10 protein-coding genes are annotated in these 19277 nt (G+C 73.8%); all 10 read left to right on the top strand.

The window, feature by feature from the left end:
- Positions 1 to 23: 23 nt before the first annotated feature.
- The 10 genes from AB0M95_RS25280 to accC all read left to right on the top strand — a co-directional run bounded on the left by AB0M95_RS25280 (position 24) and on the right by accC (position 19222).
- The gene (locus AB0M95_RS25280; protein ID WP_363769185.1) at positions 24 to 7370 is read left to right on the top strand and encodes a beta-ketoacyl synthase N-terminal-like domain-containing protein; all 7347 of its coding nucleotides are present in this window, start codon (positions 24 to 26) and stop codon (positions 7368 to 7370) included.
- A gap of 5 nt (positions 7371 to 7375) precedes the next feature.
- On the top strand, positions 7376 to 8977 hold the full coding sequence (locus AB0M95_RS25275) for a PfaD family polyunsaturated fatty acid/polyketide biosynthesis protein (RefSeq protein WP_358518125.1): 1602 nt from the start codon (positions 7376 to 7378) through the stop codon (positions 8975 to 8977).
- On the top strand, positions 8974 to 10863 hold the full coding sequence (locus AB0M95_RS25270; RefSeq protein ID WP_363769182.1) for an acyl-CoA dehydrogenase: 1890 nt from the start codon (positions 8974 to 8976) through the stop codon (positions 10861 to 10863). The genes AB0M95_RS25275 and AB0M95_RS25270 overlap by 4 nt, the downstream gene beginning before the upstream one ends.
- A complete protein-coding gene (locus AB0M95_RS25265) occupies positions 10860 to 12629 on the top strand; it encodes an acyl-CoA dehydrogenase family protein (protein ID WP_363769179.1) in 1770 nt (589 codons plus the stop codon). Before AB0M95_RS25270 ends, AB0M95_RS25265 begins: the two co-directional genes overlap by 4 nt.
- Entirely contained in the window at positions 12629 to 13423 is a 795-nt protein-coding gene (locus AB0M95_RS25260) for a 4'-phosphopantetheinyl transferase superfamily protein (RefSeq protein ID WP_363769177.1), read from the top strand. Before AB0M95_RS25265 ends, AB0M95_RS25260 begins: the two co-directional genes overlap by 1 nt.
- Positions 13420 to 14892 (top strand): MFS transporter, encoded by a 1473-nt coding sequence (locus AB0M95_RS25255; RefSeq protein ID WP_363769174.1) that lies wholly within the window; start codon positions 13420 to 13422, stop codon positions 14890 to 14892. Before AB0M95_RS25260 ends, AB0M95_RS25255 begins: the two co-directional genes overlap by 4 nt.
- Before the next feature lie 96 nt (positions 14893 to 14988).
- Complete coding sequence (locus tag AB0M95_RS25250) at positions 14989 to 15540, top strand: DUF4188 domain-containing protein (RefSeq protein ID WP_363769171.1); 552 nt, start codon at positions 14989 to 14991, stop codon at positions 15538 to 15540.
- 40 nt (positions 15541 to 15580) lie between these two features.
- Positions 15581 to 17314 (top strand): acetyl-CoA carboxylase carboxyltransferase subunit alpha, encoded by a 1734-nt coding sequence (locus tag AB0M95_RS25245; RefSeq protein WP_363769168.1) that lies wholly within the window; start codon positions 15581 to 15583, stop codon positions 17312 to 17314.
- 2 nt (positions 17315 to 17316) lie between these two features.
- Positions 17317 to 17847 carry an acetyl-CoA carboxylase biotin carboxyl carrier protein gene (gene accB / locus AB0M95_RS25240; RefSeq protein ID WP_363769165.1) on the top strand — a complete coding sequence of 177 codons (531 nt, stop codon included), beginning with the start codon at positions 17317 to 17319 and terminating at the stop codon, positions 17845 to 17847.
- Positions 17848 to 17857: 10 nt separating this feature from the next.
- Positions 17858 to 19222: an acetyl-CoA carboxylase biotin carboxylase subunit gene (accC, locus tag AB0M95_RS25235; protein WP_363769162.1), complete on the top strand. Its 1365-nt coding sequence runs from the start codon at positions 17858 to 17860 to the stop codon at positions 19220 to 19222.
- Positions 19223 to 19277 lie beyond the last annotated feature (55 nt).

Here is a 19277-nt window from a genome sequence, read left to right as displayed (position 1 = left end):
ACACACCCCGCGGATGGAGAGTCATGTCCACGCCAGAGCATGTTGCGGATCCCACCGGACAGGAACCCGTAGCGATCGTCGGGATCGCCTGCCTGCTGCCAGGCGCCGACACCCCCGAGCAGTTCTGGGCCAATCTGCGGTCCGGGGTGGATCTGCGTCGCCCCGGTGGCCGCGAGATGTTCGGCACGGACGAGACCGTCCCCGGCGGGTGGGGTGACCCGGACCACCGGGTCACCGCCACCCGGGGCGGGTTCGTCACCGAGCCGCCCATCGACCTGACCGGCCTGCGCATCCCGGCGGAGACGCTGCACGGGCTGGACAAGGTCGTCCGGTGGCCGCTGCACACCGTCCGCCGCGCGCTGGCCGACGCCGGCATCGCCGAGGACTCGGCGGTCCTGGCGCGGACCGGCGTGATCCTGGGCAACTACGCCTTCCCCACCGAGACGTCGGTGCGCTCCTGCGTGCCGCTGGTCCGGCGGGCGGTGAGCGCCGGGCTCCGCCGTGCGGGCCTGGAGCTCCCCGGCCCCTTGACCGACGCGGCCGAGGCGGCCGGAGGGGAGGAACCGGCCGAGCTGTGGCCGTTCGGCCTTCCGGCCACGGTGGTGGCGGACGCCTTCGGTCTCGGCGGCGCCCGGCTGACGCTGGACGCCGCCTGCTCCTCCGCGCTCTACTCGCTGGCCCTGGCCCGCAGGTACCTGTCGACGGGCCGGGCCGACGTGATGCTGGCGGGCGCGGTGTGCGCGCCGGACCCGCTGCTGATCCACCTGTCCTTCTCCGACCTCAAGGCCTTCCCGGCCGACGGGATGAGCCAGCCGTTCGACGGCCGCTCGCAGGGCATCGTGACCGGCCAGGGCGCCGGGATCTTCGTCCTGAAGCGGCTGTCGGACGCCCGGCGCGACGGCGACCGGATCCACGCGGTGCTCGGCCCGATCGGGCTGAGCAACGACGGCGCGGGCGGGCACCTGCTCACTCCGCGCAAGGACGGCCAGGTCGAGGCGTACCACCGGGTCTACACCGACCACGGCATCGACCCGGCCGAGGTCGACTACATCGAGTGCCACGCCACCGGCACGCCGCTCGGCGACTCGACCGAGCTGCGCGGCCTCGCGGAGTTCTTCGACGGGCGGGGCGGCGTGCCGCCGCTGGGCTCGGTGAAGGCCAACGTGGGCCACCTGCTGACCGTGGCGGGCTTCACCAGCATGCTGAAGGCGATCCTGGCGCTGCGGCACGGGACGGTCCCGGCGACGCCGGGCGTCGGCGAGCCGCTGCGTCCCGCCGAGGCGCTGACCGCCGCCGACCGGGTCGTGCTGACCGAGCGTGCCTGGCCGGCGCCCCGGGTCGACCGTGACCCGGAGCACCGGGTGGCCGCGGTGTCCGCGTTCGGCTTCGGCGGCACCAACGCCCACGCGATCCTCACCACCGATCAGGCCGCGGACGTCCTCCCCTCGGGGCAGACCACGGACACCACCATGGGCGCGGACCCGGCGGACGGGCGGATGGCGCTGGTCGGGCTGGGCCTGCGGGCCGGGCCACTGGCCGGCGTCCCGGACTGGCAGCGCGCGGCCCGCACGGGCACGCCCGCCCTGGTCGACCGTCCCGAGCACCGCTGGTACGGCCTGGCCGACGCGGAGCCCGCGCCGGTCACCGCCGAGCAGGCCGAGCGGGCGGGGTACGCGGACACGATCGACGTGGACGCGCGCACCTACCGCATCCCGCCGGGCGAGCTCGGCCACGCCAACCCGCAGCACCTGCTGCTGTTCGAGGCGGCCGAGCAGGCGCTCGCCGACGCGGGGTACGCCGCGCGGCCGTCCGGGCGGCGCGCGAGCCAGCTTCCCGAGCGCCGCGTCGCGGTGGTCGTCTCCATGGAGCTGGAGCCGCGCACCCACACCCACCGCGCCCGGTTCGACATCGGCGCCCACGTGCGGGCCGAGGTCGAGAGGGCCGGGGTGAAGCTGGGCGAGGAGGCCCTGGCCAAGCTGGAGACCGCCGTGCGCGGCGCCGTGCACGACCCGATCGGCGCCAACGAGGTCCTCAGCTACATCGGCAACATCATGGCCAGCCGCATCTCGTCCTCCCGCAACCTGACCGGCCCGTCGTTCACGGTCGCGGCCGACGCCACGGGCGGCGCCCGCGCGCTGGAGGTCGCCTCGCTGCTGCTGCTCGACCCGACCATCGAGGCGGTCCTGGTCGGCGGCGTGGACCTGGCGGCGGGAATCGAGAACGTCGCCGCCCGCACGGCGCTGGCCGAGCTGACCGGCGGGCTGCCGCCCGTGCCCGGCGACGCCGCCGCGGCGGTCGTGGTCACCCGCCCGGGTGACGCGGGCGACCGCACGGTGTACGCGACCATCGAGGCGATGGCGGTGCGCTCCGACGCCGCCGGTCCGGGTGCCGCGCTGGCCGCGGCGGCGGGCGCGAGCCTGTCGGCCGCCGGTCTCGGCGCCGGCGACGTGGACTACCTGGAGCTGGCCTCGGCGTCCCCCGCCGAGGTGGCCGCCGAGCTGGCCGGGGCGTACCCGGCGGGCGAGGACGGCGAGGGCTGCCTGGTGGGCGGCGCCGCCGCGCTCGCCGGCGACAGCCAGCAGGCCTCCGTGCTGACCGCGCTGGTCAACGCGGCCGGCTGGCTGCACCGGGCGGAGCTTCCCGCGACGCCGGAGCCGCTGCGCGAGGTGCTGGACGGCCTGCCGCCGACCCGGCTGGAGGTCTCCGGCGAGCCGATGCCGTTCCTGCGCCGCAAGCGGGACCGGCCCCGGATCGCCGCCGTCGCCGCCTGGGACGGCCGGAGGCTCGCGGGCGGCAACGCCGCCGCCCACATCGTCCTGGCCGGCGCCGCCACGCGCGGCGAGACCGTCGAGACCGACTGGCGCGAGGCCCCCGGGCACCTGATGCTCGCGATCAGCGCCGACGACGCGGGCACCATGACCGACCTGGTCCGCCAGTACCGCTCGGCGCTCGACCACGGGCGCGACCCGTGGGAGCTGGTCCGCGAGGCGGCGCCGCGCAGCGGGTCCCGGCGCTACACGGCGGTGCTGGTCGCCCCCGACGGGGACCGGCTGCGCCGCGAGCTGGACGCCGCCGAGCGCGACCTGCCGGGCGTGCTCGCGGGCGGCGGCGAGTGGGCGACCCCGGCGGGCAGCTACTGCACCGGCCGCCCGGTCGGCGATGGGCGCGTGGCCTTCGTCTACCCCGGCGCCTTCACCGGCTACCCGGGAATGGACCGCGACCTGTTCCGCCTCGTCCCCGGCCTGCTCGAACGCTTCGAGCAGGAGGCCGACCGCCCGCGCGACCGGTTCAAGCACCGCTGGCTGTACCCGCGCGGCTCCCGGCCGTTGCAACGGCGCGACCTGATGCGGCACGAGGAGCGCCTGATCGACGAGATCCCGGTGCTGCTCGCCGCCGGCACCAACACGGCGGTGCTGCGCACCCAGCTCCTGCGCGACGTGCTCGGGATCACCCCGGACGGCGGGTTCGGTTACAGCCTCGGGGAGAGCAGCATGCTCTTCGCGATGGACGTCTGGGCCTCCGCGGCCCGCGACGACGCCAAACTGGCCGCCACGCCCCTGTTCCGCGACCGCCTGCGCGGCCCCAAACACATGGTCCGCGAGACGTGGGGCCTGCCCGAGGGCACCCCGGACTCCGCCGTCTGGGCGAGCTACCTTCTGCTCGCCGGGCCCGAGGCGGTAGGCGAGGCCATGAAGGGCCTGGACCGGGTCTTCCTCACCCACATCAACACCCCGAACGAGGTGGTCGTCGGCGGCGACCCGGAGCAGGTCCGCGAGCTGATCCGGCGGACCGGCCGCCAGGCCGCCAAGGCCCCGGCCAACCACGTCATGCACTGCCCGATGGTCGACCCGGGCCTGGCCGAGCTGGCCGAGCTCAACCGCTACACGCCCGGCGCGCCCGACCCGCGCCTGGAACTGCTCTCCGCCTTCGACTACGACACCGTCGACCCGTCCGACCTGGAGACGGTGGCCGAGCGCATCGCCTGGACGCTGCGCAGCACCATCGACTTCGCGCAGCTCACCCGGGTCGCCCACGACCGCGGCTTCCGTTTCTTCATCGAGATGGGCCCCGGCGCGACCTGCACCCGCTGGATCGGCGAGACCCTCGCCGACAGCCCGCACGTGGCCGTGTCGGTGGACCGCCGGCACACCTCGGTGAGCGGCGCGCTGGCGCAGGCGCTGGCGCGGCTGGCCAGCCACGGCCTGCCGGTCGACCTGGGACGCCTGCTGGGCGCCGCCGAGCACGCGGGCACGGCGTCCGCCGAGCGGAAGCTGATCCGCACGGTGCGGTGCGGCGGCGAGTCGATCGTCGAGCGCGTCGCCCGCCAGGCAGCCCCCGTCCTCGCGCCGGCCGAGCCGGACGCGGCCATCGCCGTCACGGACGGCCCCAAGGAGGTGACCACCGTCATGGCCGACCCCATCGAATACTGGCCCGAGGACATGACCGTCTGGGACATCGAAGCCGAGGAAGTCATCACGCTGGACGGCGACCCGTTCGTCTTCCTGCCCGACACCACCGGCCACGCCGAACTGCACCACACCGGCTACGACCAGGCGGGACCCCAGGGCGCCACGCCCGCACGTCCCGCCGGAGCGGCCGGGTCCGCCCCGGGCGCGCCGTCGCCGCGCCAGCACGGCGCCGGCCTGCCGGTACGCCGGGTTCGTCCCCTTCGCGGGGCGAGTCAGCGGCCGCGCCGCCTCGCCGGCCCGGCGGCCGACGCCCTGTCCGGCAACGTGGCCTCGATGGCCGACTGGGTCGCCGAGGCGCACCGCGCCGCGATACGCGCCCACCACGCGATCCTGGACGGCGCCGTCGCGCGGCTGGAGCAGGCCTCGTCCGGCGGCACCGTGACCGCCTTCCCCGCTCCCCCCTCCGGTGGCCAGACGCCGCCGGCCCAGCCCCAGCCGACCCGGCCTCAGCCCGTTGCGAACCAGCCGGTCGCGAACCAGCCAGGCGAGAACCGTCCGATCATGGACGAGAAGGACCTGCTGGAGTTCGCCTCGGGCAAGATCGCCAACGTCTTCGGACCGGCGTTCGCCGAGGTCGACACGTACCCGGCCCGGACCCGCCTGCCCGAGCCGCCGTACCACTTCGTCACCCGGGTGACCGCCCTGAAGGGCGAGACGGGCGTGTTCGAGCCGTCGTCCATCACCACCGAATACGACGTGCCCACCGGCGCCTGGTACAGCGTCGACGGGCTGGTCCCCTGCGCGGTGACCATCGAGGCCGGCCAATGCGACCTGCTGCTGATCAGCTACCTCGGCATCGACCTGAAGCACAAGGGCGACCGCGTCTACCGCCTGCTGGACAGCACGCTGGTCTTCCACGGCCCGCTGCCCCGCGAGGGCCAGACGCTGCGCTACGACATCACCATCAAGCGCTTCGTCTGGAACGGTGACGCGCTGCTGTTCTTCTTCGGCTACAAGTGCTACGCCGACGGGGAGCTGATCCTGGAGCTGCTGGACGCCTGCGCCGGCTACTTCACCCAGGCCGAGCTGGACAACCCGCTCGGCGTGGTGCTCTCGGAGGGGGACAAGGCCCGGCGCGCGGCGCTGGAGAAGACCTGGTTCAAGCCGCTGGCCCGCACCGACCGCACGTCGCTGACCTCCAAGGACCTGGCGCTGCTCGCGGAGGGACGCCGCGGCGAGGTCTTCGGCCCGACCTACGACCAGGGCGACGCGAACCGCTCCCTGCGCCTGCCCGGCGAGATGCTGCGCATGATCGACGAGATCCCGTCGATCGACCGCCTGGGCGGCCCGTGCGGGCTCGGCGAGCTGAGCGCGGTCAAGAACCTGGAGCCGGACGGCTGGTACTTCACCTGCCACTTCCCCGGCGACCCGGTGCTGGCCGGCTCGCTGGTCGCCGAGGGCGGGGTGCAGCTCCTCCAGACGTACGCGATGTACCTGGGCATGCACCTGGTCCTGCCGGACGCCGAGTTCCAGTCGGTGCCCGGGCTGCGCACGGAGGTCAAGGTGCGCGGCCAGATCACCCCGGGCACCCGGAACATCCGCTACCAGGCGGAGATCATCGGGCTGACCCTGCTCCCCCGGCCCACCGTGATCGCCGACCTGACCGTCTACGACGGCGACAAGCCGATCGTGTCGATGCGCAACTTCGGCGTGCAGCTCCGGGAGAAGCCGGGCACGCGGTACCGTCCCGGCCCCGGCGGCGTGCCGGAGTACCTCGGCCGGCACAACGCCAAGGGCGAGATCGCGTTCATCAACGAGCTGCACCTCGCGCACGCGGCCAAGGGCGACCTCGGCACCGCGATGGGCCCCGAGTTCGACGTCTACCGCGACCGCCGGGCGCCGCACATCCCCAACGGCGACTTCCAGTTCGTCGACCGGATCATGGCGCTGGAGGGCACCCGCGGCAAGCTGACCGCCGGGTCGAAGATGGAGACCGAGTACGACTCTCCGCCGGAGGCCTGGTACTACTCCGACAGCCCGACCGGCGACATGCCGAACTGCGTGCTCATGGAGACCTCGCTGCAGGCCGCGATCCTCTGCGGGTACTACCTGGGCGCCACGCTGGCGAGCCCGCAGGACGAGTTCGCGATCCGCAACCTCGACGGCAAGGCCGCCCTGGTCAAGGACGTCGACCTGCGGGGCAAGACCATCCGGCAGAAGACGACCATGCTGTCCAGCCAGGCGGTCATCGGGGCGACGCTGCAGAACTTCCGCTACGAGCTGTTCGCCGACGACGAGCTGTTCTACGCCGGCGAGTCGCTGTTCGGGTACTTCACCGAGGCGGCGCTGAGCAACCAGGTCGGCCTGGACGCCGGCAAGTACGTCGCGCCGTGGCTGGAGGAGCAGACCGCCCTGGACCCGGCCCGGGTTCGCCGCCTGGCGCTCCCGTCGAGCGACCCGCGCCGCGCGCCAAGGGACGCCGACGGCCTGCGCCTCGGCGACGGGCACCTGGGCAGCCTGGTGGACGAGATCACGCTGGTCGCCGACGGCGGCGCGCACGGCAAGGGCTACCTGCTCGGCCGCCGCGTCATCGACCCGGCCGAGTGGTACTTCAGCTGCCACTTCCACCGCGACCCGGTGATGCCCGGATCGCTCGGCGTGGAGGCGGTCATCCAGGGGCTCCAGACCTTCGTGATGGAGACCGGCCTCGCCGACGGCATCCCGGACGCCCGGTTCGCCGCCCCCGTGGACGTCGCCATGGGCTGGAAGTACCGCGGCCAGATCCTGCGCGAGGACAAGGAGATGACCTTCGACCTGCACGTGAAGGAGATCCGCCGGGAGGACGACCGCCTGGTCGTCATCGCCGACGCCAGCGTGTGGAAGCCCGGGCTGCGCATCTACGAGCTCACCGATGTGGCCATCGAGGTCCGGGCCGGCGGCACCGCCGGCCGGGAGGAGTGAACGCAATGACCGTCACCGTCCAGCCGACCGGCGCCGGCCTTCTCCCCGGCCCGCGCCCGGTCCGCACCGACCCCGCCGGAATCTACGAGGCACTGTCCCGGCTCGAGGAACCCGTCTTCGTGGTCCGCAGCGGCTCCGGGATCGGCGTCAGCAACACCCGTCCCCAGGGCACCGCGGCGGTCGTCGCCGCGGTCGGGCCCCTCACGCCCGAGCGCCTCGGCGACGCGGGCTTCCGGGCCCGGCACGGCCTGCGCTACGCCTACATGGGCGGCGCGATGGCCGGCGGCATCGCCTCGGAGGACCTGGTGATCGAGCTGGCCAAGGCCGGCTACCTGGGCTCCTTCGGCGCCGCCGGGCTGCTGCCCGAGCGCATCGAGCGGGCGCTGGACCGCTTCGCCATGGAGATCCCGGCCCTTCCGTACGCCGTCAACCTGATCCACGCCCCCAGCGAGGAGGGCCTGGAGCGCAATGGTGTGGAGCTGTTCCTGAGGTACGGGGTGCGCTGCGTGGAGGCGTCCGCCTTCATGGACCTCACCCCGCACATCGTCCGGTACCGGGTCGCGGGGCTCACCCGCGACCGCCAGGGCCGTCCGGTCGCGGTGAACCGGGTGATCGCCAAGGTCTCCCGGCCCGAGGTCGCCGAGCGGTTCCTGCGCCCGGCCCCCGAGACGATGGTCGCGGACCTGCTGGCCCGCGGCCTGGTCACCGCCGAGCAGGCGGAGCTGGCCCGGGTGGTGCCGATGGCCGACGACATCACCGTCGAGGGCGACTCGGGCGGGCACACCGACCGGCGCCCGCTGGTCGCGCTCTTCCCGGTCATCGCGGCGCTGCGCGACGAGGCGCAGCGCCGGTGGGGGTACCCGGTGCGGCTCGGCGCCGCGGGCGGGCTCGGCACGCCCGCGTCCATCGCCGCCGCGTACGGCCTCGGCGCCGACTACGTCGTGATCGGCTCGGTCCACCAGGCGTGCCTGGAGTCGGGCACCTCGGACCCGGTGCGCAGGATGCTCGCGGCGGCCGGGGTGGCCGACTGCGACATGGCCCCGGCGGCCGACATGTTCGAGCTCGGCGTGGACCTGCAGGTTCTGCGCAAGGGCAGCATGTTCCCGATGCGGGCCCGCCGCCTGTACGAGCTGTACAAGCAGTACGACGGGGTCGAGGCGCTGCCGGCCGACGAGCGGCGCAAGCTGGAGACCCAGATCTTCCGCCGCCCGCTGGACGACATCTGGGCCGACGTGCAGGAGTACTTCACCCGGCGCGACCCCGAGCAACTCGAGCGCGCCGGCCGGGAGCCGCGCCGCAAGATGGCCCTCATCTTCCGCTGGTACCTCGGGATGGCGTCGCGGTGGGCGAGCGTCGGCGAGGCCGACCGGGGCGCCGACTACCAGATCTGGTGCGGTCCGGCGATGGGCGCGTTCAACGCCTGGACCGCCGGGACGCCCCTGTCGGCGGTCGAGAACCGGACGGTGGCACGGGTGGCGTCCGAGCTGATGCGCGGCGCGGCCTTCACCGGTCGCGTCCAGCAGCTCGCGCTCGGCGGCGTCCGCCTGCCCGCCGCGGTCCGCTCCTATCGGCCGGTGCCGCTGGTCAGGGAGGACGTGGCGGCGTGAACGGCGTACTTCGCGCGGAGCCGCTGCCCCGCTTCCGGGCGGCGTCCGAACTGGACCGGTCGCTCGGCGACCCGGCCTCCGAGGAGAACCCGTACGGCTTCGCGGGCGCGCTCGCCCGCGACCAGGCGGCGGCGTTCCCGTCCGACCTGGCCGCCGCGGCGGGACCGCTGCTGCGCCTGTCCTACGTGCCGGCGGCCGACGGCGGCACCATGGAAGCCGCGGACGAGACGCTGGTCACCGTCCGGACGGCGGCCCGCAGGGACCTGGCCGTGATGCCGGCGACCATGTTCAGCATCACCGCCGCCACGTGCGTCCTGCTGGCCGGTGACGCCGGCCAGCGGGCGCGGGTGGTGGAGCTGCTGCGCCGGCGCGGCGCGGTGGGCTTCGCGCTCACCGAGGACGGCCACGGCGGCGACCTGCTGGCCAACGAGTGCCGGCTGGAGCCCGACGGCGAGGGCGGGTACCGGCTGTCCGGCCGCAAGTGGCTTGTGGGCCTCGGCGACCGGGCCGGCGCCCTGGTGGTGTGCGCCCGTACCGGGCGGCGCGGGCCGGGGGCGTTCACGCTGGTCCTGCTGGAAGGCTCGGTGGTCGAGGAGTGCCGCACCGCGATCCGCCCGAGCAGCGGGATGCGCGGCATCGGCCTGGCCGGGTTCGAGTTCGACGGCGTCCCGGTGCCGGCGAGCGCCCTGGTCGGCCGCGAGGGACGCGGCCTGGACATCGCGATGCGGGCCATGCAGTACGTGCGGGTGATGAGCACCGGGGCGAACCTGGCCGCGTCCGACACGGCGCTGCGCATGGCGATGGACTTCGCCGCCCGCCGCCGCGTCGGCGACCGGCCGCTCGTCGGCCTGCCTCCGGCGCGGCGCGAGATCGCCACCGCGGTCACCGCGCTGCTGGCCGCCGAAGCCGGCGCGCTAGGCGCGGCCCGGGCGTTGCACCTGGCCCCCGAGGCGCAGGCCCTGTGGTCCAGCGTGGTCAAGCACGTGTCGATCGACGCGGCGGAGGAGGTCTTCGCGCGTAGCGGCGACCTGCTGGGCACCCAGGGGTTGTTGCGCAGGGGTGCGACCGCCGCGTTCGACACCTTCCGCCGGGACAACGCGGTGGTGCGGCACATCGACACCGGCCCGCTGGCCAACCTGCGCCTGGTCACGACGTCGCTCACCCAGGCGGCACTGTCCCGTCCGGCGCAGGCCCGTCCAGCGCAGGCCCGTCCAGCGCAGGCCCGTCCGGCGCAGGGCGGCCGGGAGGGCGCCGCGGACCACGCGGTCGCCGCCGGGCTGTTCGACCTCGCCGCGGCCCCACCGCCCGCCCGGCTGGACGGGCTGACGGTGGCCGGGCGCGGCGAGCCCGTGACCGGCGGCCTGCCCGAGGTCGCCGACCTGGTCCGCGCGGAGCTGACCGCCACCGGAGGCCCGCTCGCCGACGCGGCGGACCAGGCGGTGGCGCGGCTGCTCGCGGCCCTGGCGGCGCAGTCGGACCGGGTGCGCGGCCTTGTCGGTGGAAAGCTGCTCGCCGACCGGGCCGAGGGGGCGCCCGACCTGCTGGAGGAGGCCGAGCGGTTCTGCTTCCTGCACGCCGCCGCGAGCTGCGTCCACCTGTGGTGGGCCAACCGGGAGCTGCCCCTGCTCGGCGGGGACCCGGGCGACCCGGCGTGGCTGGCCGCCACGGTCGGCGTCCTGCTGGCCCGCGCGGACGGCAGGTGGCGCCTGCCCGCCTCCCTGGCCGAGCCGATGGCCGAGGTGGCGGAGCGGCTGCACCGCGAGGGCCGGCTGATGTCCGTCACCGCGCTGCCGCTCGCCGAGCACGACCGTCCCGACAAGGCGAACGAGCACGAGAAGGCGAACGAGCCCCAGACCGCGAACGAGAAGGAAGGGGAGGCGCCGTGACCGTCAAGGAGCAGGTCGCGGTGGCCGAGGAGCTGGAGCGCTATCTCGGCGACCCGCACGATCCGGCGAGCCCGATGTCGTTCGCCAAGATCCTCGATCTGGACGAGCGCGAGGAGTTCCCGTACGAGCTGGTGGGCCTGCTGCAGCGCTGGCAGGTGCACCAGTACTGCCTGCCGTCGGCCTTCGGCGGGCGGGCGGGCGACGTCGAGGTGGGCTTCAACCTGCTGCGGCTGGTGGCCCGCCGCGACCCGACCACGGCGACCGCGCTGATGCTCACCAACCTGGCGTTCATGCCGACGTGGATCGCCGGCACCGACGAGCAGAAGCGGCACTTCGTCGGGGCGATCAACCGCGGCACCCGGATGGCGTGGGGGCTGTCCGAGCGCGACCACGGCAGCGACGTGCTGAGCAACGAGATGCGCGCCGAGAAGGTCGACGGCGGCTACCTGCTGACCGGCGAGAAGTGGCTGATCGGCAACGCGACCGTCGCGGACGTGGTGAGCGTGCAGGCGCGCACCAGCGAGCGCGGCGGCCCCGGCGGCTGGTCGATCTTCGCGGTGGACAAGCACCAGTGCCCGGCCGGCTCGGTGGCCCCCCTGCCCAACGAGCGGATCCACGGGCTAAGGGCGCTGGACATGAGCGGCATCCGCCTGGACGGGGTGTTCGTCCCGGACTCGGCCCGGCTGGGCGCGGAGGGGCAGGGCCTTGAGCTCGCCCTGAAGAGCGGCCAGGTCGCCCGGACCACGATCAACGGCATGGGGCTCGGCGCCGTCGACACCGCGATGCGGGTCACGCTGGACTTCGTCACCGAGCGGGTCATCTTCGGCCAGAAGGTGATCGACGTGCCCTACACCCGGCGCCAGCTCGCCGAGTCCTTCGCCGACATGATCGTCGCGGACGCGGTCACCACCGGGGCCGTGCGCGGGCTCCAGGCCAACCCGGGCCAGGCCAGCGTCTACTCGTCGGTGGTCAAGTACTACGTGCCGACCTCGCTGGAGCGCACGCTGTCCCAGCTGTCGGTGGTGCTCGGCGCCCGTCTGTACCTGCGGTCGCACCCGCACTACGGCATCTACCAGAAGATGCTGCGCGACGCGCTCGTGGCGATCTTCGCCGACGGCAACACCATCGTGAACCTCAAGAACGTCGCGCTCCAGCTCGACGGCCTGCTCGGCACGGTCGGCGGCCCGGTGACACCGGAGGCGCAGGCCCGCATCGAGGCGCAGTACGACCTGGACGCGACGCTGCCCGAGTGGAACCCCGCCGACCAGCAGCTCTTCAGCCGGGGCGCCGACGACACCGTGCTCCTGCTGCCCGACACGGTCCGGCGGCTGCGGGCGCGGGCCGAGACCCACCCGGACGCGCGGCAGCGCGACTGGCTGTCCCGGGCCGCGGACGTCGCCGGGTCTCTCGTCCAGGAGCTGGAGCGCGTGCGCGCGGAGGTCCGGCGGCTGCGCGAGACGCACGGCAAGGGGTACGCCGGCACGGCCGAGCTGTTCCGCCTGGCCGAGCAGTACTGCGCGGTCCACGCCGCCGCCGCGACGGCGCACCTGTTCGCCCGCTCGGCGGAGGCGCTCGCCGAACCGTTCCCGGACGGCGCGCTGCTGCTGATGTGCCTGGAGCGGGTCGCCCGGCAGTTCCGTCCCACCCAGCCCGTCACCGACCAGGAGGTGGTCGACCGGGTGGTGGAGATCCTGCGCGATCTGCACTCCGGACGCCAGTTGTTCTCCTTCTGGCAGTTCCAGCTCAGCGCCTCGGGCGAGCGGTGATGAGCGCTCTCACCGCCCCCGCGCGGGACCTCCTGCCGGCCGCCACCGCCGAGGCGGGCGTGTGGCTGCTGGCGGAGTCCCAGGTGGAGCCGCTGGCCGCCGCCGCGCCGCCGGAGGAGGTCCTCTCCGGCGGCGAGCGGGAGCGGGTCGCGCGGCTGCGCGGCCCCGGCGCCCGCAGGCGCGGACTCGGCGCCCGGCTGCTGTCCCGGCTGTTGCTCGGCCGGTACGCCGGGGTGCGCCCGTCGTCGCTGAAGTTCGCCACCCGCTGGCACGGCCGGCCCGAGCTGTCGCCGAACCCGTGGAGCCTGCGGTTCAACCTGTCGCACACCGAGGGGTGGATCGCCTGCGTGGTCACCTCCGAGGCGCCGTGCGGCGTGGACGTCCAGCGGCCCGTCGACGAGGACGTACTGCACCACCTGGCGATGGCGGTGTCCGAGCCGGAGGCGGCGCGGCTGTCCGTCCTGCACTCCGGGCCGCGGGCGCGGGCGCTCGTGGACACCTGGACGGTGAAGGAGGCCTACACGAAGGCGCTCGGCGTCGGCCTGCGGTACGGCTTCGAGCACCTCACCGTCGACGGCCTGCCCGACGGGCCGGTCACGAACGGGCCGGTCACGCTGCACGACGCGCGTGCCCGGCACACCGGGGACCGCCCCTGGCGGTTCCACCTCCAGCACCTGCCCACCGGCCACTCCCTGGCCGTCGCCGTCCGCCGGCCGGGGCCGGCGCCTTATCCGATCGTCGTCCGGCACTTCATGGATTCGCCTGACATCTCTTTGGAAGGGGTAGCCCTGTGAACCCACGTCGTGGGCTCGCCGCCACAGTCGTGGCCAGTTCGGTACCTATGTTCCTGGTGGCGCTCAACAACCTGGTCGTCACCAACGCGCTACCCGAGATCGGCCGCGATCTCGGGGGCGGCCTCGACGATCTGCAGTGGGTCGTCAACGCCTACGTGCTCGCGTTCGCGGGCCTGCAGCTCACCGCCGCGGCCCTCGGTGACCGGCTCGGCCGCCGCAGGCTCTTCGTGATCGGCATCCTGGTCTTCGTCGCGGCGTCTGCGGCCTGCGCCCTCGCCACGACCACCCCGGCGCTGATCGCCGCCCGCGTGGCCCAGGGCATCGGCGCGGCCGCGGTCTTCCCGCTCTCCCTCACCCTGCTCGCCGCCGGAGTCTCCGAGAAGCGCAGGAACCTGGCCGTCGGCCTCTGGGGCGCCGTCTCCGGCACCGCCGTCGCCGTGGGCCCGCTGGTCGGCGGCGCCGTCACCGAGGGCCTGAGCTGGCAGTGGATCTTCTGGGTCAACGTCCCGATCGGCCTCGCGGCCATCGGCCTCGTCTTCCGGGTGCTCGGCGAGAGCAAGGGGACGGGCCGCGGCCTGGACCTGCCCGGCATGGTGCTCGGCGGCGCCGCCATCACCACGGCGGTCTGGGCGATCGTCGAGGCGCACGGCCGCGGCTGGACCGACTCGGTCATCCTGGGCGCGTTCGGCGCCGCCGCCGCGCTGCTGGTCCTGTTCGTCCTGTGGGAGCGGCGCACCGCCGACCCGCTGCTGCCGCTGACCTTCTACCGCACCCGCCCGTTCGTCTTCAGCAACCTCGTGTCGCTGGCGATGTACTTCGGGGTGTTCGGCTCGATCTTCCTGCTCGTGCAGTACCTCCAGGGGCCGCTCGGCTACTCGCCCATGGAGGCGGGCGTGCGCACCCTGCCCTGGACGCTGATGCCGATGTTCCTGGCCCCGGTGGCCGGCATGCTCACCAGCCGGATCGGCGGCGGCCCGCTGATGGCCGCCGGGCTCGGCCTCCAGGCCATCGCCCTGTTCTGGATCGGCACGCTGGCCGACGTGAACCTCGCCTACACCTCGCTGATCCCGGCCATGGTGGTCGCGGGCATCGGCATGGGCCTGACCTTCGCGCCGAACTCGGCGGTGGTGCTGGCCTCGGTGAAGCCCGAGGAACACGGCAAGGCGTCCGGCGCCAACAGCACGATCCGGGAGATCGGCGGCGCGCTCGGCGTCGCGGTCCTGGCGACGGTGTTCCAGGACAACGGCGGCGTGGTGGGCCCATCCCCCGCGGGGCCGACGGCCTTCTTCGACGGCCTGGTGCCGGCCCTGTACGTCGGCGCGGCCGTGGTCGCGGCGGGTGCCCTGGCCGGGGCCCTGATCCCGCGCCTCAAGCGCGCCGCCAAGCCCGAGGCCGAGGGCACCGCCGTCCAGCGGGACGAGGCCCCGGCCTACAACGGCGCGGGCGAGCACACCCAGGTCACGGTCTGACCGCGGCGCGGCCCCGGTGGCGCCGACCGGCTCGGATCCGGCGCCACCGGGCCCGCCCGGCCTGACACAGACCGGACACAGAGAGGAACAACCGCCATGGCCGACTCCCCAGCGGTCAACATGTACCGGGTCAATATGTACCGGCTCACCGTCGCGGGCCCTCCGGGGACGCCGCGCGAGACCACCCCGGTGAACGGGCGGCACGCCGCCGGCACCGACGGTGACGTCACCCTCTTCCTGATCGGCCTCCGGCTCAACCGGTGGCGCTCGATCGGCGCGGGCCTGCGCGTCGTGCGCGCGATGCTGCGCCTGCTCGCCGGTCTCCAGGGCGACCACGAGTCCGGCTACCGGGGGCACCGCATCCTGTTCGGCCCGTCCCCGCGCGAGGTGATGGTCCTGCAGTACTGGGCCGGCGAGGACCGGCTGCGGGCCTTCGCCACCGATCCGGGACACCGGCATCGCGAGGCCTGGCGGATGTTCGAGCAGATGGCCCGCTCCGGCGACGGCGTCGGACTGTGGCACGAGATCTACCGGGTGCCCCCAGGCGGGGCGTCCAGCTTCTACCGGGACACTCCGCCGGTCGGCTTGGCCGCGGTGGCGGGTCTCACCCCCAAACCGCGCGGGCGGCGGGTCGAGGCGCACACCTGACCCGAGGAATCTTCGGACACCTACGAACCCGGGAGCGAACATGACTTCGGTGCTGAGCCGGCCAGAGACCGATCGGTCCGGCGACGAGAACCAGTGGACCAAATGCCCTGCCTGCACATCTCTGCTCTACCTGCGCCGGTTGAAGCGCCAGGACTGGGTGTGCCCGGAGTGCACCCACCCCCTGCGCCTGACCGTGGACGACCGGCTGGCGTTGCTGCTCGACCCGGGCTCGTTCCGCCGCTTCGACGCGGACCTCGGGCCGATGGACGTCCTCGGTTTCACCGACTCCAAGCCCTACCCGCAGCGCATCGCGGAGGCCCAGAAGCGGACCGGCGCGCAGGAGTCGGTCGTCTGGGGGACCGGCACGATCGAGGACATGCCGCTCGTCGTCGCGGTCATGGCGTTCGAGTTCATGGGCGGCAGCGTCGGGGGCGTCACCGGTGAGCTGATCGCCCGCGCCGCCCGGCACGCCCTCGCCGAGCGGCTGCCGCTCCTGCTGGTCACCGCCTCCGGCGGCGCCCGCATGCAGGAGGGCGCGATCTCGCTGATGCAGCTCGCCAAGACCAGCCAGGAGATCGGGCGGCTGCGCGAGGCCGGGCTGCTGTGCGTCAACCTGCTCACCGACCCGACCTACGGCGGCGCGACGGCCTCGTTCGCCGTCCTCGGCGACATCGTGCTCGCCGAGCCGTCGGCCCGCATCGGTTTCGCCGGGCCGGGCGTCATCAAGCAGACCATCCGCCAGGACCTGCCGAAGAACTTCCAGCGCGCGGAGTCGCTCCAGGCCTGCGGCATGGTGGACGAGGTGGTGCCGCGCGACCGGCTGCGTCCCACGCTCGGCCGGCTGCTGCGCCTGCACTCCGGCACGACGCGGACGCCGGAGACGAAGGAGACGCCGGAGACGCCGCCCGCCCGCTCGCACGAGGCGCCGTACCTCACCGACCCCATCACCCTGGACCGCGTGCCCGCCACCGAGGTCGTACGCACCGCCCGCAACATCGACCGTCCCACCACGCTGGACTACTGCGGGCAGATCTTCGACGAGTTCTTCGAGCTGCACGGCGACCGCTCCTCCGCGGACGACAAGGCGATCGTCGGCGGGATCGGCCTGCTCGCCGGGCGTCCGGTGGTGGTGATCGGGCACCAGAAGGGGCACGAGACCCCCGAGCTGATCCGCCGCAACTTCGGCATGCCGCAGCCGTCGGGCTACCACAAGGCCCGGCGCCTGATGGACCACGCCGAGCGGTTCGGCATGCCGCTCGTCACCTTCGTGGACACCCCGGGCGCGTACCCGGGCGTCGAGGCCGAGGAGCGCGGCCAGGGCACGGCCATCGCCGAGTGCATCCTGCGCATGTCCCGCCTCCGCGTCCCGGTGCTCTCGGTCGTCACCGGGGAGGGCGGCAGCGGCGGCGCGCTCGCGCTGGCCACCGCCAACCGGCTGATGATCCTCCAGAACGCCTACTTCTCGGTGATCAGCCCCGAGGGCTGCGCGACGATCCTGTTCGGCAACGCCGGGCAGGCCGACCGCGCCGCCACCGAACTGCGCATCACGCCCCGCGACCTGCTGGAGCTCGGCGTGGTCGACGGCGTGATCCCCGAGCCCTCGCAGGGCGCGCACAGTGACTGGGCGGCCACGGGAACGGCCGTCCGTGAGGCGATTTTGGCCGGACTAGCCGAACTATCCCCGTTGACGGCCGACTCTCTCGTCAAGGATCGGTACAGCCGCCATACTCGCTTCGGTGATCCGGATCGTCAGCTCCCCATCGGCCGGTGGTGAGGATGAGCGAGGAGACAGTCGACGTGCACGAGCAATCGAACGGGGACGGATTAAACGGGGACGTGACGCTGGCCGACCTGCGGCATGAGGTGCGCCAGCTCATCTCGGACGTCGGCCGGCCCATCCGCCGGGTGAGCCTGCGGGCGGGCACGGCGGTCATCGAGGTCGAATGGGAGTCCAGTGGTCAGGTCGCGGAGGCACCCGCCGCCGCGCCCGCCGCGCCGGCGCGGGAGCAGCACGCCCCCGCCGCACCAGCCGCGGAGGCCGAGCCGGCCGCCGACCGGCACCGCATCGTCGCGCCGCTCGTCGGCACCTTCTACGGCGCCCCCTCCCCGGGCGCGGAGCCGTTCGTCAGCGTCGGCGACGTCGTGCAGCCGGGCAAGCAGGTGGCCATCGTCGAGGCGATGAAGCTGATGAACGCGGTGACCGCGGACCGCGCGGGCACGGTCGTGTCGGTCGAGGTGAGCGACGGCGAGTTCGTCGAGTTCGGCCAGACGCTCATCGTGATCGAGCCCGCCGACGGTTCCGAGTAGGGGTGAGCAGATGTTCCGCAAGGTGCTCGTCGCCAACCGCGGCGAGATCGCGTTACGGGTGATCCGCGCCTGCAAGGAGCTCGGCATCCGCACGGTCGCCGTCTACTCGACCGCGGACGCCGACTCCCTGCCCGTGCGTCTGGCCGACGAGTCCGTCTGCATCGGCCCGCCCGCGTCCCGTCTCAGCTACCTCAACGTGCCGAACATCATCGGCGCCGCCCTCAAGACCGGCGCCGACGCGATCCACCCGGGGTACGGGTTCCTGTCGGAGGACCCGTACTTCGCGGAGATCTGCGCCGACAACGGGATCACCTTCGTCGGCCCGCCGCCGGAGGTCATGGAGCACCTCGGCGACAAGTCGACGGCGCGCAAGCTGATGCAGGACGCCGGGCTGCCCCTGCTGCCCGGCACGGTCAGCCCGATCGTCTCGGTCGAGGAGGCCCTCTCCCTGGCCGACGAGATCGGCTACCCCGTGGTGCTCAAGGCCTCCGCCGGGGGCGGCGGCCGGGGCATCACCGTCGTACAGCGCTGTGAGGACCTGCCGGAGGCCGTGCGCGCGACCCGCGCCAACGCCCAGGCGCTCTTCAAGGACGCGGCGGTGTACCTGGAGAAGTACCTCACCGGCGCCCGCCACATCGAGGTGCAGGTGATGGCGGACGACTACGGCACCGTCGTGCACCTCGGCGAGCGCGACTGCTCGGTGCAGCGGCGCAAGCAGAAGCTGATCGAGGAGTCGCCCTCCCCCGTCGTCGACGCGGACCTGCGTCAGCGCATCGGCCAGGCCGCCGTCGACGGCGCCCGCTTCGTGGGGTACCGGGGCGCGGGGACGATGGAGTTCCTGCTGGACGGTGAGGGCCGCTTCTGGTTCATGGAGATGAACGCCCGCATCCAGGTGGAGCACCCGGTCACCGAGATGGTGACCGGTGTGGACCTGGTCCGCGAGCAGCTCCGCGTCGCGGCCGGCGAGCCGATGTCCCTGACGCAGGACGCGATCGAGCTGCGCGGCCACGCGATCGAGTGCCGGGTCAACGCCGAGAACGCCGGCGCCGGGTTCGCCCCGACGCCGGGGCGGCTGGACCGCTTCGACGCGCCGGGCGGGCCGTGGGTGCGCCTGGACACCCACTGCCTGGCGGGCAGCCGGGTGCCGCCGTACTACGACTCCTTGATCGCCAAGCTGATAGTGTGGGGGCCCGACCGCGACGCCGCGCTCGACCGGATGGCACGGGCCCTCGACGAGTTCCAGATCGAAGGGCGCGGCGTGCACACCACGATCGAGCTGCACCGTCGGGTCCTCGAACACCCGGACTTCCGGGCCGGAAGCGTCACCACCCAGTTCCTCGACCAGTACTTGAGCACCAATGGCACGCCGCCATAGCCTGAATCATCCCCGTGAGCAGCACGGGCCTGTGGCTACGGGTTGGCGTCGGGAA

The sequence above is a fragment of the Sphaerisporangium sp. NPDC051017 genome (assembly GCF_040683095.1).
GTDB lineage: Bacteria > Actinomycetota > Actinomycetes > Streptosporangiales > Streptosporangiaceae > Sphaerisporangium.
This window is presented reverse-complemented; position numbering and strand designations above follow the sequence as displayed.